Genomic DNA, 14,740 nt, shown 5'->3' on the forward strand with positions numbered 1-14,740 from the left:
CGGCCGTCCAGGGCGAAGCCCGCACCGGGCTCCCGGAGACCGGTCTCCACGTACGCACCACGCCGCGGTCCCCCGTGCGGCCCGGCGGCGGCATTCTCCTGCCGGCGGCCCTGCTCCGGGGGCGACGCGGTCCCGGTGCCGGCAGGGCCGTCGGTACGGCCCGTGACGGCCTGACGGGGGCGACACCGCCGAACGGCTGACCCGCCGAGCGCCGAACCCGGCGGCGGCGGGCCGCTCCCGAGCGGCGGAACGGGCGTCCCGGATGAATGATGAACAGATGCTGTGGTGCTGCGGGTGCCCTCAGGCCCCTTCGCCGGGCGGAGCGGGACCCGGATACCGATCACGAGGCGGAAGGCATGAGCGCATGACCTCCCACACCGCGTTCCCGGCGGCGGACCGGATGCCGTCCTTGCGGCTGCCGCCGCCGGGCGGTCCGGAGGACGTGAAGCCGGCGCGCCCTGGCGGAGAGGTCTGCCCGGTGACGGCGAGGGCCGGCCGATGAGGTCCACCGACGGGCTGCTGGAGGTCGGCTTCATGCGCACGGTGTTCGACAGCCTCGGCGCGGGGGTGTTCGTCACCGACACCACGGGTCTGCTCACCGCGTGCAATCCACGCGCGGCACAGCTCCTCGGCCGCCCGCAGGAGCAGATGCTCGGGCACGATCTGCACGACCTGCTGCACCGCAGACGGGACGGGGGCATGGTCCCGCGGAGCGAGTGCAGCCTGCTGGCCGTGCTGCACAGCGGACGGCCGGCGGAGGGGACGGAGGAACTCTTCCTTCGCGGGGACGGCAGCCTGGTGCCCGTCATCTGGGCAGCCACACCGCTGCGGCACGAGGGGCGTTCGGAGGGCGCCGTGGTCGTGTTCCACGATTTCAGCCTGCACCGTGACGCCGCCGAGCAGACCGCGGCCTACCTCGCGGCCCTGGAGGGACTCACCGCCCGGCTGACGATGGTGGCGGAGATCTCGACGGTCCTCATCTCCGCCTCGGACACTCCGGGAATGCTGAAGAAGCTGGCCGGGCTACTCGTACCGGACATGGGTGACTGGGCGGCGGTCGACCTGCGCACGGCGGAACAGACCGGCGAGATGCAGCGTGTCGTCGTCCGCACCTCCGGCGACCAGAGGGTGGCGGACGCGCTCGTGGGCCCCCTGCCGTCGTTGCCGGAATCCACCCGGTCGGCAGCCGTTCAGGCACTGCGGAGCGCAGAGCCGGTCGTGCTGGACGCGGACACGCTCGCGGCCGAGCCGGACAGCCCCCTCGCAAGCGCCCACCGGGACCTGTTCGACCGGCTGGGAGGTACCTGCGCGGTCGTGGTGCCGCTGCACACACGACGGAAGGTCTTCGGCGCGCTCACCGTGGCCCGCGCCGCCCCTGACTCCGCTTACACGGAGGCCGAGGTCTTCGTGCTCTCCGACATCGGGCGCCGCGCCGGCCTCGTCATGGAGGCCGCCGAACTGTTCGAGCAGCAGCGCCACGTGGCGGAGACCATGCAGCGGCAACTGCTCACTCCCCTGCCGCAGGTCGACCACCTCTCGTTGGCGGCCCGCTACCGTCCCGCCGAGAGCGCCGCCGAGATCGGTGGGGACTGGTACGACTCCTTCCTCCTCGGCGACGGGGCCCTGACGATGGTCATCGGGGACGTCGTAGGCCACGACCTCAAGGCCGCCGCCCACATGGCCGAGGTACGCAACATGCTGCGCGCCCTGGCCTGGGACCGGACGGAACCCCCCAGCCTGATCATTCGCCGGCTGGACGAGGCGATGACCCACACGAGCGACGCCCCCATGGCCACCTGCGTATTCGCACGCATCGAGGGCGAGGAGGGCGGGCCCTGGCAACTCCACTGGGTCAACGCCGGCCACCCGCCGCCCCTACTGGTCACCGCCGAGGGGGACACCCGTTTCCTCGAAGCCGGTCACGGCCCTCTCCTCGGTCTCAGCTCAGCCCTGCACCTGGGGCTGGGATGGCCCGACGCCCGCGCCGACCTTCCGCCCCGGTCGACCCTCCTGTTCTACACCGACGGACTCGTCGAGAGCCGCACCCGTGACATCGAAGCCGGCCTCTCCGCGCTGCGCCGGCACGCCGCGGTCCTCGCGGACCGCGATATCGAGGACTTCCTCGACGAGCTCCTGGAGCGCATCGATCCCAGCGGCGACGACGTCGCGCTGCTGGTCCTGCGCGTCCCGGCGGCGGGTGTCGGTGCCGGTGACGACGAGGCACCGCCGCAGCACGCGCACAATCCGGCCGCTCCCGGCCGCGGAGCGCCGGGCTCCCGCATCGAGGACTCGCCGGTCAGGGACACGTCCGAGCCGGCCTGAAGCACACTGCCTCCCCTCCGGCAAGGGGGTCTGGGCACACCTCCGATCCGGGGGCGGGACGCACTGATCCCGCGCGGAGCACCTGGCAGGGTCGTCGGTGAGCGACCGACCGGCCCGCAGGATCCGGGCCACGACTCAGGGGGAAGTCCCGTGCACCGCAAGCGCATCGCCGCCGCAGTCCTTCTCGCCGCCACTCTGACCGGGGCACTCGCACCGGTGGCGGCCTCCCGACCGCAGCACCCGGTGCAGCGGCAGCTGGATCTGCTCGTGAACCGGGACGGAGTACCCGGCGCCCTCGCGTACGACGGCCAGGTGACCCGGACGGCCGGGGTCGCGGAACTGGTGTCCGGCCGTCACATGCCCGGCGCACAGGGCCGTTTCCGCCTCGCCAGCAACACCAAGGCGTTCACCGCGACCGCCGTCATGCGCCTGGTGGCGGACGGCCGGGTAGGCCTCGACGACCGCGCCGGGGCATACGTGCCGCAGCTGGCCGGAAGCCCAGTCACCGTACGGCAGTTGCTGAAGCAGACCAGCGGACTGCCGGAGTACACCGCATTGGTGGACTGGTCCGGGGCGGGCACGCCGGAGGAGTACCTGGCGCTCGCGCTCGATGCGGAGCCCGTATTCGGCCCTGGGGACGACTGGGGCTACTCCAACACCAACTACCTGGTGCTCGGCATGGTGATCGACCGGGCGTCGGGCGTCGGTTTCCGCACCTACGTCGAGCGCACGGTCCTGCGCCCGCTGAACCTGGACGACACCTACTGGCCCGCGCCCGGCGAGCTGGCCCTGCGCGGGCCGCACGCCCGCAACTACGGCGTGCACCCCGCCCTCCCGGAGGCAGGCGTCGTCGACGTGACCGAACTCCCCGGCTACGAGTTCGGTGCCTCGGGAGGGCTCGTCTCCACGCCCGAGGACCTCGGCACCTTCTGGAACGGCCTGTTCGGCGGCCGGCTCCTGCCCGGCTGGGCCCTGCGTCTGATGACCGGGGACACCACCGACGTCGGCGGCCGGGACGTCTACCCCGAGGGCAGCCGCTACGGCTACGGCGTCGCCTCGATCCCGCTCACCTGCGGCGGCGTCTACTGGGGCCATGGCGGCGACCTGCCCGGTGGCTCGGTGGGCGGCGGCCGGGCCACGGGCGGGCGGGGCACCGTGACCGTCTACACCACCACCTGGGCGGCCGAGGGCGCGAGCCTGGGCCATCTCCAGGGCGCGGTGGACGCGGCACTGTGCGGCGGGGGCCGCAGGTGAGCTGAGCCCGGGACCGTGTCCTCGCCGGGCTCACGGCAGACCGCGCCGAGGGTGCGCCCGGCATGGCGTCAGGTACGCGCGGCCTGGTCGAGCAGCCCCTGTATGCGGAGGCCGTGGGCCGCGTCGATGCCCGTCCCCCGGCCCGTCCGCACGGCGGTGGCGAACTCACGCCGGAGGACGGGCCAGCACTCCTCGTGGTCGATGCCGGCCGTGTCGTAGACCAACTCCTCACCAGGACCGAACAGTTCGACCCGGGTCCTGGCCCGCGGAAGCTGCACTGAGCCCGAGAGGGAAGCCTGACTCACCGCCCCGTTCTCGTGCTCGCAGGTCAGCTCGGTCCAGCGGCGCGGATCCCCGGTGGCCCGTACGGAGACGATGGGTGCGACCGCGCTGTCGAGGATGTCCAGGAGATGGGGGCCGAGGTCGAGCAGCGCACCGTGCTCCAGCCGCCAGGAAGTGGCGAACTCCCCACCGAGGAAGGCACCGTGGAGATAGCAGGACCGGGCACCCGTCACCTCGCGATCGGCCGCCTCGGCGAGGAAGGCGCGGGTGACCGGGTGGTACCGCTTCGTGAGGACGAGCTGGGAGATCACCCCGTGGTCCTCCACGGCCTCCGCCACGGCGCGTGCCGCGTCGAGATCCGCGCCGAGCGGCTTCTCCAGCAGGAGGGCGCGGCCCGCGGCGGCGGCTCGTGGGGCGAGGGCGGCCTGGACGGCGGGCGGCACCGCGAACGCCACCGCCTCGCACCGGCCGAGGAGCTCTTCGAAGGAGGCGGCGACCGGGGCCCCGTAGGGTCCGGCGACCTCGGCCGCGGCCTCGGGACGGCGCGCCCAGACCGCCGCCAGCGTGGTCTCCGGTCCGGCCGCGAGCATGCGGGCGTGCATGGCGCGGGCCCAGGGACCGGCGCCCACGAGGCCGACTCGTACCGGTTCGTGGGGCCAGACGGCTGCGAGGGGGGCTGTGGACATGGTGCTCTCCGTCGTTCTGCTGTGGGGGCGGTCCGCCGGGGCGGTGTCGCCGGTGCGCTCAGGCTCCGTCGCCCGCGCGGGCGAGTGCCGCGAGGCGTGCGTCGGCGCGTTCGGGTGCGTACAGGTGGTCGATGACCATGCGGGCCGCCCCGATGAGGGCCGCCCGGTCACCCAGTTCGGAGGTGACGACCTGGAGGTGCGCGGTGGTGCGTGGCATGGCGCGCTGGTAGATGAGTTCGCGGACACCGGTGAGGAACGGAGTGCCTGCCAGGTCCCCGCTCAGCATGAGTACACCGGGGTTGAGCAGGGTGACGACCGTGACCAGGACCTCGCCGACCCGCTGCCCCGCCTCGCGGGCGAGCCTGACGGCGTCCGGCTGCCCTGCGGAGAGGTGCTCGCGCACATCGGATCCCGACGCGGTGGGAACACCGGCCGCGGTGAGCTGTCCGGCGATGGACCGGCCGCTGGCGACGGCCGCGAGGCATCCGTAGGAGCCGCACATGCACAGCGCGTCGGGACGGTCGTGCAGTCGGATGTGGCCGATGTCGCCGGCTCCGCCGTCGATGCCCCGGTAGATCTCGCCTCCGACGACGACCCCTGCGCCGATCCCCGTCGACGCCTTGACCAGGACGAACGCGCGGCAGTCCGGGTGACCTGCCCGCTGCTCCGCCAGCGCCATCAGGTTGGCGTCGTTGTCGACGAACACGGGCAGGGGCCCGGCCGCCGGCATGGGACCGACGTGCTCGGCCCAGGCCTCGCGCATCCGCTCCCGTACGGGGAAGCGGTCCCAGCCGGGCATGATCGGCGGCTGCACGATCCGGGCCGACTCCCAGTCCACCGGCCCCGGCACGGACAGCCCGATGCCACAGACCTGCCCGGCCCCTGCCCCCGCCTCGGCGAGCAGGGGACCGAACCAGCGCGCCAGTTGGTCCAGGGCGCGGTCGGGGCCGTCGGCGATGACGAGGGCGCCGGTGTGCTCGGCGAGGACCGTTCCGGAGAGGTCCAGCACTGCGGCGCGGGCGTGCCTGGTCTCCAGGTCCGCGACGAGCACCACGGCGTGCGTCGGGTCGAACTCCAGCCGGGCGGAGGGGCGTCCGCCCGTGGAGGTGCCGGCGGCGCCGCGCAGCCAGCCCGCTCCGAAGAGCTGGTCGAGCCGGTGGCCCACCGTGGAGCGGGACAGACCGGTCGCCTGCTGGAGCTCTCCGCGCGTGGTCGCCTCGCCGCTGCGGATGAGCTGCAGCAGATGCCCCGCGCTGGCCTGGTTTCCTGCCATCCCCGCCGTCCTCGCCCTGTTCTCTCGCGTCCGTGCCCGCCCCGGGGCGGTTGGGTCCTCCTGGCCGCCGGCCCTCCCGGATCCCGCGTCAGCCCTTGTCCGCACCGCTGGTCAGGCCCTCGGTGAGGAGCCGTTCGGCGGAGAAGAACAGGAGTACCACAGGGATGGTGAGGACGACCGACCCGGCCATCAGCACCGTCTTGGACACCTCGATCCCGTTGGCGAGTTGCTGGAGTCCCAGGGAGACGGTCCACAGCTCGGGATCGGCTGCCAGGAAGAGGAGAGCGAAGAGGAATTCGTTCCAGGCGATCATGAAAACGTAAAGCCCGGTGGCCATGAGTGTCGGCAGGGCGAGCGGCAGGATGATCTTGCGTACCGTCTGAAGGCGCGACGCGCCGTCGATCGCCGCCGCTTCCTCGATGCTGAACGGGATGGTGACGAAGTAGTTCTTCAGCATGTAGATCGAGACGGGGACGGTCTGCGCGATGTAGACGATGGCGAGCCCGACGAGACTGCCGGACAGCCCCATCTTCGCGAACATGACGAAGAGGGGGACGGCCAGCAGGGTGGCCGGGAAGAGGTAGACGGCCAGGAAGACCGCGCTGACCTGACGGTTGCCGAAGAACTTCAGCCGGCTGACGGCGTACGCCCCCGGCACCGCGGCGGCCAGCGTGAGCAGCACCGTGGCGACTGCGACGAGCGCCGAGTTGAGCAGCATGCCGAGGAAGCCCTGGCCGCCCTCCTCCGAGGACTTCAGGACGCTCTCGTACGTGCCGAGCGTGAAGTCCTTGGCCGAGACCCAGAGGTTGCCCGGGTCCAGGAGCAGGGCGTCGATGGGCTTCACCGACAGCATCAGCATGTAGTAGAAGGGCACGATCGTGATCGCCGCGAGGAAGGCGATCACCACCCAGCGCAGGACTCCGAAGAGGCGTTCCTCGAACTGGGCACGTGTCATGCGCGGCCGGGGACTGCACGACGGGGGCAGCGGGCGGGTGCCGGGCTCCGCCGCCTGTTCGCGGGTCATGGTCGGGGTGGGGGTCATGCCGATTCCTCCTGCATCTTCTTGCCGAAGAACTTGAAGTAGATGCCCAGGAGGGCCATGAGCACGACGGCGAGGACGAGCGCCTGGGCCGAGGCGGCTCCGACGTCGAAGCGCGAGGTGAGGAAGTCGTAGACGCGGACGGCCACGACGTCCGTGCCGGAACCGCCGCCGGTGAGCAGGTAGATGTCGTCGAACTTGTTGAACGTCATGATGAAGCGCAGGACGGACAGCAGCGCGATGACGGGCAGCAGTTGCGGCAGCAGGATGTGCCGGAAGCGCTGGGACAGCGTGGCGCCGTCGACCTCGGCGGCCTCCTCCAGGCCGCCCGGCACCGCCTGGAGGCGGGCGAGCATGAAGAGGAAGGCGAACGGGAAGTAGCGCCAGGTCTCGAAGGCGATGACCGTGAGCAGCGCCAGCGGGATGTCGAAGTGGAGCCCGAACAGGCCGACTTCGTAGGACCTGGTGGACAGGAAGGCGATCGGATCGTCCCAGCCGAAGAGCTTGCGGCCCCATTCGTTCACGATGCCGTACTGCGGGCTGAGTGCGACCTCCCAGACGAAGGAGACGGCGACCACGGGAGCGACGTACGGCAGGAGCATGGCGGCGCGCAGAGCACCCCGCCCGCGGAAGGGCCGGCGCAGGGCGAGGGCGGCGATCAGGCCGAGGACCACCGAACCGGCGGTGGAGCCGACGGTGTAGAGGAGCGTGGTGCCGAGACTGCTCCAGAAGCCCGGTGAGCCGAAGACCTGGGAGAAGTTGTCCAGGGTCCAGCGGCCGAAGAGGCCGTTCTCCTGGATGTCGACCAGCTTGGCGTTCTGGAAGGCGAGCAGGACGGTCCACAGGATCGGCAGGATCACCACGACCAGGACCACCAGGAAGGTGGGGGTCACGAAGGCGAGGCCTGCGCGGTTCTCGCGCCTGCTGGAACTCTGCGGCGGGACACGGCGCTTCTTCGCGCCGCTCTGAGTTGTGCTCATGGGTCGGTTACCTCGTGAGGGAGCGGCGTGCGGCTACTGGAGGGACTTCTGGAGGGCGGTCACTTCGTCGTTGGCCTCTTCTGCGGCCTCGTCGGGCGAGAGCTGGCCGCTGGTCATCGCCCCGATGGCCTTGGCGACGGGCAGCTCGCCGTTGGTGGCCCCGACGAGAGTGCCCTGCCCCTGGGTCAGGCCCCATCGCTTCATGCCGCCGACTCCGGTGACGAGTCGGTCCAGGAGTGCCGAGGGGTAGGCCTTCTGCATGGACTCGCGGCGGTCGACGCCCATGACGCTGGCGCGCCAGGCCTGCTCGAACGAGTCCGGGGTGTCCGCCGTGCCGGTGCGGACGGGGATCTTGCCCTCGGGGGCCATGCCGAACCAGTCGGCGTACCCCTCGCCCATCATGTACTCGATGAACTTCCTGGACGCGTCCGTCTCGGCGGTCCTTGTGACGGCCCATGACGTGATCTCGCCGAACTGGGCCGGCTCCTCGCCGTCGGGTCCCTTCAGGGAGGTGACGACGCCGGTGTTGCGTGCCAGGAACTTCGCGTCCTTCTCGCACTCCGGGCAGCTCGGCAGCGCGTCCGAGCGCAGGCCCGCCAGCTCGTCCAGGAGGAAGGAGGACCAGACCATCATCGACGACTTGCCGGCGAAGTAGGTGGCGCGGGTGGTGTCCACGCTCTGGGTGCCCGGTGCTCCGTGTTTCCGGGCGAGATCGTCGTACGCCGCGAAGGCGTTCCGGCACGCCGGGGAGTCGAGGGCGGGCTCTCCCGCCTCGTCGACCAGCTGGCAGCCGTTGGCCAGGGCGAGGTCCTCGAAGCTCTGCTGGGTGAAGACGTCCGAGGGGTCGGTGGCCAGGGAGATGCCGTCCCGGCCGCCCTCGTCGAGGGCCGCGGCGGCCTTCAGGGCAGTCGCGTAGTCGTCCGGTGCGTCGAGGCCGGCCTTCGCGAACAGGTCCTTGCGGTACACGAGGATCTGGAGCCAGGCGTCGGAGGGGACGCCGAGCCTGGTGCCACGGTCGGACGTGAGCGCGAGCGCGTTGCTGTTGAACGTGTCCGGTTGCAGGTCCTTCACGATGCGGTCGGCGACGTCGGTGTCGAGCAGGCCGTTGCCGTACATCTGCCAGACCTGGCCCATCGGGACCGCCCCGATCACGTCCGGGAGCTTGCCCGCCGCCGCCGCGGACATGATCAGCTGCGGCAGCTGGGCCTCGTCCACGCCGACGAGATCGACCTGGATGCCGCTCTCCTTCTCGAACCGGCTGACGACCTTCCTGGTCGCCGCCATTCGCGGCGGCAGGTTCTCCTGCGACCACACCGTGATCCTGTTGTCGGGCGGTTCCGTGCCTGAGCTGCCGGAGCAGCCGGCCAGCAGGCCGGCCGCCAGGGTCGCGGCGAGCCCGAACAGGGTCGCCCTCGACCGTCGGGTCTTCATCACCATGCTGTGTCCTCACGCCACTTACGCATTTTCCTGGAGCATCTCAGCATCACTTTTGCTTGTTGACAAGACATAACTCTGAGATATCTTCGACGGAAGTCAGCGAGCAACACTCCTCCAAGCGCTACCGGAGCTCCCCGTGGAACGCGTCGTCCAGTTCACCGGCCCCCGTCAGGTCGAAGTCGCCGAGCACGAGAGCGCTCCGCTTCCCCCCGGGCACCTGCGGGTCCGCACCCGCTACTCCGGCATTTCGGCAGGAACCGAACTCACCGCCTACCGGGGTACGAACCCCTACCTGACGCGCACCTGGGACGCCGAGGCCCGGATCTTCCGCGACGGAGCGGCCGGGATCGAGTACCCGGTGGCCGGCTGGGGCTACTCGGAGGTCGGCGAGGTCACCGAGGTCTCGCCCGAGCTCGTCGGCACGCCCGGCATGCCGGTCACGGGCGATCTGGTCTGGGGCATCTGGGGTCACCGCAGCGAGGGCATCGTCCCGGCCGAGCGCATGGCCGGCCACACCCTGCCGGCCGGTCTCGAGCCGCTCGCCGGCGCCTTCGCCCGGGTCGGCGCCATCGCGTACAACGCGATCCTCGCCGCCGACATCCATCTGGGCGAGGACGTGGCCGTCTTCGGCCAGGGCGTCATCGGCCTGCTCACCACCCGCCTCGCCCAGCTCAACGGCGCTCGGGTCACCGCGGTCGACGCGCTCGACGGCCGGCTCGCGACGGCCCGGGAGTACGGCGCGCGGCACACGCTCAACGCCCGCACCGACAGCGTCGCCGAAAGCATCCGGGCCGCTACCGGCGGGGCGGGGGCCGATGTGGCCATCGAGATCAGCGGTGTGTACCCGGCCCTGCACGAGGCGCTGCGCTCCGTGACCGTCGGCGGCCGCGTCGTGGCGTCCGGCTTCTACCAGGGCGACGGCGCCGGTCTGCGCCTCGGCGACGAGTTCCACCACAACCGGGTGCAGCTGATCTGCTCCCAGATCGGCGGGGTACCGCCACAGCTGGCGGGACGCTGGACCGTCGAGCGGCTCCAGCAGACCTTCCTCTCGCTGGTCGCCGAAGGCCAGGTCGACGTGAAGTCGCTGGTCAGCCATGTCGTCCCGGTGGCGGAAGCCGCAGACGCGTACGTGCTGCTCGACGAGACTCCGGCCGATGCGCTCCAGGTCGTCCTGGAGTTCTGAACCCGGCAGCACCGGCAGACCGCCGGGCCCCACCCCGGCCCGGCGGACCACCGGCCCCGCCTGCCCGCCCGCCATGAACAGCCAGACCCAGCGCGCCCTACCCGGCGCCGAAAGGCACCCCATGCTGAAAACCGCCTGCCAGGAACAGCTCCTCCCCGGCGACACGCTCCAGGAGAAATGGGCCTTCGCCCAGGACGCCGGCTACGACGCCGTGGAGCTGCGGTCCAAGGGCGACTTCCACTTCCGTGACCGCCTGCCCGAGCTGAAGCAGGCTCTCGCCGACGGCGTGGTCATGCCGACCGTCTGCGTCGACATGCTGCACTTCTTCGCCGCCTTCGACGACGGCCTGCGCCGTGACGCGCTGGAGCAGATGAAGTCGCAGCTCTCCGTCGCGGCCGAGATCGGAGCGCTGGGGGTACAGACCCCCGCGTCCTACGGGATGTTCTCTCGCAGGCTCCCCCCGTTCGAGCCGCCTCGCACCGAGGAGCAGGACCGCGAGGTACTGCTGGCCGGCCTCTCCGAGCTGGGCGAGCACGCGCGCCGCGAGGGCGTCACCCTCTACCTGGAGCCGCTCAACCGGTACGAGGACCACATGGTCAACCGGCTGGAACAGGCCGTCGACCTGATCCGTGCGGTGGGCCTGGACTCCGTCCGCATCGGCATCGACAGCTACCACATGAACATCGAGGAGGCCGATCCCTCGGCCTCGATCCTGGCCGCGGCCCCCTACATCGGCCACGCCCAGGTCAGCGACTCGAACCGCTTCCAGCCGGGGGCCGGGCACCTCGACTGGCCTGCCTGGATCGGCGCCCTGCACAGCATCGGCTACGAGGGCTACCTCGCCGCCGAATGCCGGCTGACCGGCGACCCCGTCGCGGCCGTGCGCTCCGTCCCCGCGTTCCTCCGGAGGTCCGGCGCGTGACGTCGCTGCTCGAAACCCCCCTGCCCGCGGCCTCCGACCACCTGGCCCTCCGGCGCGGCGCGGCCCGGGTGCTCCTGACCAACTGGACGGGGTCCTCCACCGTCCCGTCGCGCGGCCTCTATCCGCACCAGTGGAGCTGGGACTCGGCGTTCATCGCGATCGGGCTGCGCCATCTGTCGGTGCGCCGTGCCCAGCGCGAGCTGGAGAGCCTGCTGGGCGCACAGTGGGCCGACGGCCGTGTGCCCCACATCGTGTTCAGTCCCGCCGTGCCCCTCGACGCGTACTTCCCCAGTCCCGACTTCTGGCGCTCCTCCACGGCCGGCGCCCAGGCGGGCGCTCCGGGAGGCACCGAGACCTCCGGCATCGTGCAGCCTCCGGTGCACGCGCTCGCCGCCTGGCTCGTCCACCTGGCGGACCCGGAGACCTCGCGCAGCCGCGGCTTCCTGTCCCGCGTGTACGACCGGCTCGTGGCCTGGCACGACTACCTCACGGGCCCCCGCGACCTCGGCGGCGGCGGCCTGGCGGCCATGGTGCATCCATGGGAGCCCGGCATGGACAACAGCCCTTGCTGGGACGGCCCGTTGCGGCGTGTCGAGCCGACTGCCCCCGGTTCGTACCGCCGTGCCGACCTCGACCACGGACAGGCCTCGGAACGCCCCACCGATCTGGACTACGGGCGGTATGTGCGGCTCGCCGCCGACTACCGGGACAAGGGATACGCGGATGTGCCGGGCGAACACGCCTTCGCGGTCGAGGACCCCTGCGTCAACGCGCTGCTGATCGTCTCGGAGCACGCCCTCGCCCGGATCGCCGCCGAGACGGGGGCGGATCCCGCCCCCCACGAGGCGCGTGCGGCACGACTCACCGAGGCCCTCGTAAAGCGGCTCTGGTCGCCCGCCGACGGCATGTTCCTCTGCCGCGACCTGGTCGGTGACGAGCTGATCCCCGAGCGCAGTGTCGCCGGGCTCGTCCCGCTCGTCGTCCCCGGTCTCCCCCGGCACATCGTGGATGCCCTCCTCGACACGGCGAGGAGCACCGCCTTCCGCCTCGGCGAGGTCCCGATGGCGCCGTCGTACGACTTCACGGGCCACGCCTTCGACCCGTCCCGTTACTGGCGCGGCCCGGCCTGGTTCAACACCAACTGGCTGCTGGAACGGGGTCTGCGCCAGTACGGGCAGGCCCGCGCGGCTGACGCACTGCGCGCGGCGATGCTGGACGCCGCGGGCGCCAGCTCCTTCGCCGAGTACGTGGACCCGTTCACGGCGCGGGCCCGTGGCACCCGCGCCTTCGGCTGGACGGCGGCCCTCACCCTCGACCTGCTGGCAGAGACGCGGCCGGCGGACGGCGGCACCACTCCCACGTCGATCGGAGCACGTGCGTGAACGGCACAGCGGACACCACCCTGGTCCGCGCGGGCACCTTCGCCGTGCTCGGGGCCGACGGGGGTGTGAGCGGCCGCCGCGGCACCTCCCCCGACGGTCTGTTCCATCGCGACGCCCGGCACTTGAGCCGGTGGACGCTGATCGTCGACGGTGCCTCGCCGGCCGTGCTGGTGCCGTCGGACGGCGGGACGGCCGGACTCTGCGTACTCACTCCCCCGGGGACCCGGGACGAACCTGCTGCCTACAGCGTGTTCCGCGAACAGGCCGTGGACACAGGTGTGCTGACGGAGCGACTCCGGCTGGTCAACAACCGGCCCGCACCGGTCTCGGCCGTGCTCTCCGTGACCGCGGACGCCGACTTCGCCGACCAGTTCGAGCTGCGCTCCGACAAGCGCCGGTACGCGAAGGCCGACGCCCTGCGCACCGCGAGCACCCACACGGACGGGGTCACCTTCTCCTACCGGCGCGGCGAGTGGCTGTCCCGTACGGCGGTGTGCTCGTCCCCCGCCCCGGCAGCCGTCCGGCCCGTCGACGCACAGGGCACGGCCCACCGGCTCGACTGGCACCTGGAGCTGCCCGCCCATGGCTCGGCCGAACTCCTGCTCACCGTCACGGCGTACGCGCACGGCGCTCCCGCGCCTGCCCTGACCGGCTCACCGGCGGAAGCCGTCGCGGGACACGCGGCGGACACGTCGGCCTTCGTGGACGCGCCGCTCCCCATGCCACCGGACGCACCCGAGGGCCTGGCCGCGGCCTGCGCGCGCGGACTGAGCGATCTGGCGGCGCTGCGGGTTCCGGCCACCGGCCCCGACGGCGAACACGTGCGTGTGCCGGCGGCCGGCATCCCCTGGTTCCTCACGCTCTTCGGGCGGGACTCCCTCTTCACCTCGCTCTTCGCGCTGCCCTACCGGCCGGAGCTGGCGGAGGGGACCCTGCGGGCGCTCGCGGCGACCCAGGGGACGGAGTACGACACCGGCCGGGGCGAACAGCCGGGACGCATCGTCCACGAGATCCGGCACGGCGAACTGGCCCACTTCCGCCAGGTCCCGTACGGGCGTTACTACGGTTCGGTGGACGCCACCCCGCTCTTCCTGGTGCTCCTGCACGGCTACACCGAGGCCACGGGTGACCGCACACTCGCCGCCCGCCTGGAACACCAGGCGCGGGCCGCCGTGGCCTGGATGTTCCGTGACGGCGGACTGGACGACAGCGGCTACCTGGTCTACTCGCCCGACCCGCAGGGTCTGGTGAACCAGAACTGGAAGGACTCCGAGGGCGCCATCTGCTTCCTCGACGGCACCCAGGCCGAGGGGCCGATAGCCGTGGCGGAGGCACAGGGGTACGCGTACGACGCACTGCTGCGTACCGCGTGGCTGGCCCGCTCGCTGTGGGACGACGCCCCGTACGCGGAGCGGCTCGAGGACGCCGCCGCAGATCTGCGGGTCCGGTTCCTGCGGGACTTCTGGATGCCCGGACCCGACTTCCCCGCCCTCGCTCTCGACGGCCGGGGCAGGCAGGTCGACTCGCTGGCTTCGGACGCCGGGCATCTTCTGTGGTCCGGCATCCTGGACGAACGGCACGCACAGCGCGTGGGACGGCGTCTGCTGGAACCGGACTTCTTCTCGGGCTGGGCCATCCGTACGCTGGCGTCCGGTCAGCCCGGATACCATCCCCTCTCGTATCACCGGGGCACGTCCTGGCCGCACGACAACGCGGTCATCCTGCTCGGCCTGGCGCGGTGCGGTCTGGCGGACGAGGCCCGAACGGTCGCCCTGGGGCTGCTGGAGGCGTCGGCGCACCACGGCCACCGGCTTCCCGAGGTCATGGCGGGCTACTCCCGTGCCCAGCACCCCCGCCCGGTGCCGTATCCACACTCCTGCTCACCGCAGGCCTGGGCGGCGGCGACGCCTCTGGCCGTTCTCACGGCGCTGCGGGAGGTGGACCAGCTCCCGGACCCCGGCGTCGGGCCGTAGGAGGGGA

General features: G+C 71.9%; 11 protein-coding genes. 6 read left to right on the plus strand and 5 right to left on the minus strand.

Annotated elements, in window-relative coordinates; translation table 11 throughout:
• Positions 1-498: 498 nt before the first annotated feature.
• Together HED23_RS19390 and HED23_RS19395 are read left to right on the plus strand one after the other, a co-directional pair.
• Positions 499-2,322, plus strand: coding sequence for a SpoIIE family protein phosphatase (locus HED23_RS19390; protein WP_203184665.1), 1,824 nt, complete (start codon positions 499-501; stop codon positions 2,320-2,322).
• A 150-nt stretch (positions 2,323-2,472) separates the two neighbouring features.
• A complete protein-coding gene (locus HED23_RS19395; RefSeq protein WP_203184666.1) occupies positions 2,473-3,576 on the plus strand; it encodes a serine hydrolase domain-containing protein in 1,104 nt (367 codons plus the stop codon).
• A 68-nt stretch (positions 3,577-3,644) separates the two neighbouring features.
• On the opposite strand, the gene HED23_RS19400 is transcribed toward HED23_RS19395, so the two are convergent.
• From HED23_RS19400 to HED23_RS19420, 5 genes are all read right to left on the minus strand, one after another.
• Positions 3,645-4,544: a Gfo/Idh/MocA family protein gene (locus HED23_RS19400; protein WP_203184667.1), complete on the minus strand. Its 900-nt coding sequence runs from the start codon at positions 4,542-4,544 to the stop codon at positions 3,645-3,647.
• Between the two features lie 58 nt (positions 4,545-4,602).
• A complete protein-coding gene (locus HED23_RS19405) occupies positions 4,603-5,817 on the minus strand; it encodes an ROK family transcriptional regulator (protein WP_203184668.1) in 1,215 nt (404 codons plus the stop codon).
• 88 nt (positions 5,818-5,905) lie between these two features.
• A complete protein-coding gene (locus HED23_RS19410; protein WP_203187559.1) occupies positions 5,906-6,772 on the minus strand; it encodes a carbohydrate ABC transporter permease in 867 nt (288 codons plus the stop codon).
• 83 nt (positions 6,773-6,855) lie between these two features.
• A complete protein-coding gene (locus tag HED23_RS19415; RefSeq protein WP_203184669.1) occupies positions 6,856-7,836 on the minus strand; it encodes a carbohydrate ABC transporter permease in 981 nt (326 codons plus the stop codon).
• A 33-nt stretch (positions 7,837-7,869) separates the two neighbouring features.
• Positions 7,870-9,273, minus strand: a complete 1,404-nt coding sequence (locus HED23_RS19420) for an ABC transporter substrate-binding protein (RefSeq protein ID WP_203184670.1) — start codon at positions 9,271-9,273, stop codon at positions 7,870-7,872.
• A gap of 136 nt (positions 9,274-9,409) precedes the next feature.
• Here HED23_RS19420 and HED23_RS19425 point away from each other — a divergent pair, with 136 nt between their 5' ends.
• From HED23_RS19425 to HED23_RS19440, 4 genes are all read left to right on the plus strand, one after another.
• Complete coding sequence (locus HED23_RS19425) at positions 9,410-10,456, plus strand: zinc-dependent alcohol dehydrogenase (protein WP_203184671.1); 1,047 nt, start codon at positions 9,410-9,412, stop codon at positions 10,454-10,456.
• Between the two features lie 121 nt (positions 10,457-10,577).
• Positions 10,578-11,378: a sugar phosphate isomerase/epimerase family protein gene (locus HED23_RS19430; protein ID WP_203184672.1), complete on the plus strand. Its 801-nt coding sequence runs from the start codon at positions 10,578-10,580 to the stop codon at positions 11,376-11,378.
• Entirely contained in the window at positions 11,375-12,760 is a 1,386-nt protein-coding gene (locus HED23_RS19435; RefSeq protein WP_420803041.1) for an MGH1-like glycoside hydrolase domain-containing protein, read from the plus strand. Before HED23_RS19430 ends, HED23_RS19435 begins: the two co-directional genes overlap by 4 nt.
• On the plus strand, positions 12,757-14,733 hold the full coding sequence (locus tag HED23_RS19440; RefSeq protein ID WP_203184674.1) for a glycogen debranching N-terminal domain-containing protein: 1,977 nt from the start codon (positions 12,757-12,759) through the stop codon (positions 14,731-14,733). Before HED23_RS19435 ends, HED23_RS19440 begins: the two co-directional genes overlap by 4 nt.
• The last annotated feature ends 7 nt before the right edge of the window (positions 14,734-14,740 follow it).

Origin of the sequence: Streptomyces pratensis, from assembly GCF_016804005.1 — a bacterium.
Classification (GTDB): Bacteria; Actinomycetota; Actinomycetes; order Streptomycetales; family Streptomycetaceae; genus Streptomyces; species Streptomyces pratensis_A.

Bases quoted from the DNA above. Each gene is read 5' to 3' on its own strand.
- HED23_RS19390 (WP_203184665.1), top strand. From the start codon at position 499: ATGAGGTCCACCGACGGGCTGCTGGAGGTCGGCTTCATGCGCACGGTG.
- HED23_RS19400 (WP_203184667.1), bottom strand. From the start codon at position 4,544: ATGTCCACAGCCCCCCTCGCAGCCGTCTGGCCCCACGAACCGGTACGA.
- HED23_RS19405 (WP_203184668.1), bottom strand. From the start codon at position 5,817: ATGGCAGGAAACCAGGCCAGCGCGGGGCATCTGCTGCAGCTCATCCGC.
- HED23_RS19410 (WP_203187559.1), bottom strand. From the start codon at position 6,772: ATGACACGTGCCCAGTTCGAGGAACGCCTCTTCGGAGTCCTGCGCTGG.
- HED23_RS19415 (WP_203184669.1), bottom strand. From the start codon at position 7,836: ATGAGCACAACTCAGAGCGGCGCGAAGAAGCGCCGTGTCCCGCCGCAG.
- HED23_RS19420 (WP_203184670.1), bottom strand. From the start codon at position 9,273: ATGGTGATGAAGACCCGACGGTCGAGGGCGACCCTGTTCGGGCTCGCC.
- HED23_RS19430 (WP_203184672.1), top strand. From the start codon at position 10,578: ATGCTGAAAACCGCCTGCCAGGAACAGCTCCTCCCCGGCGACACGCTC.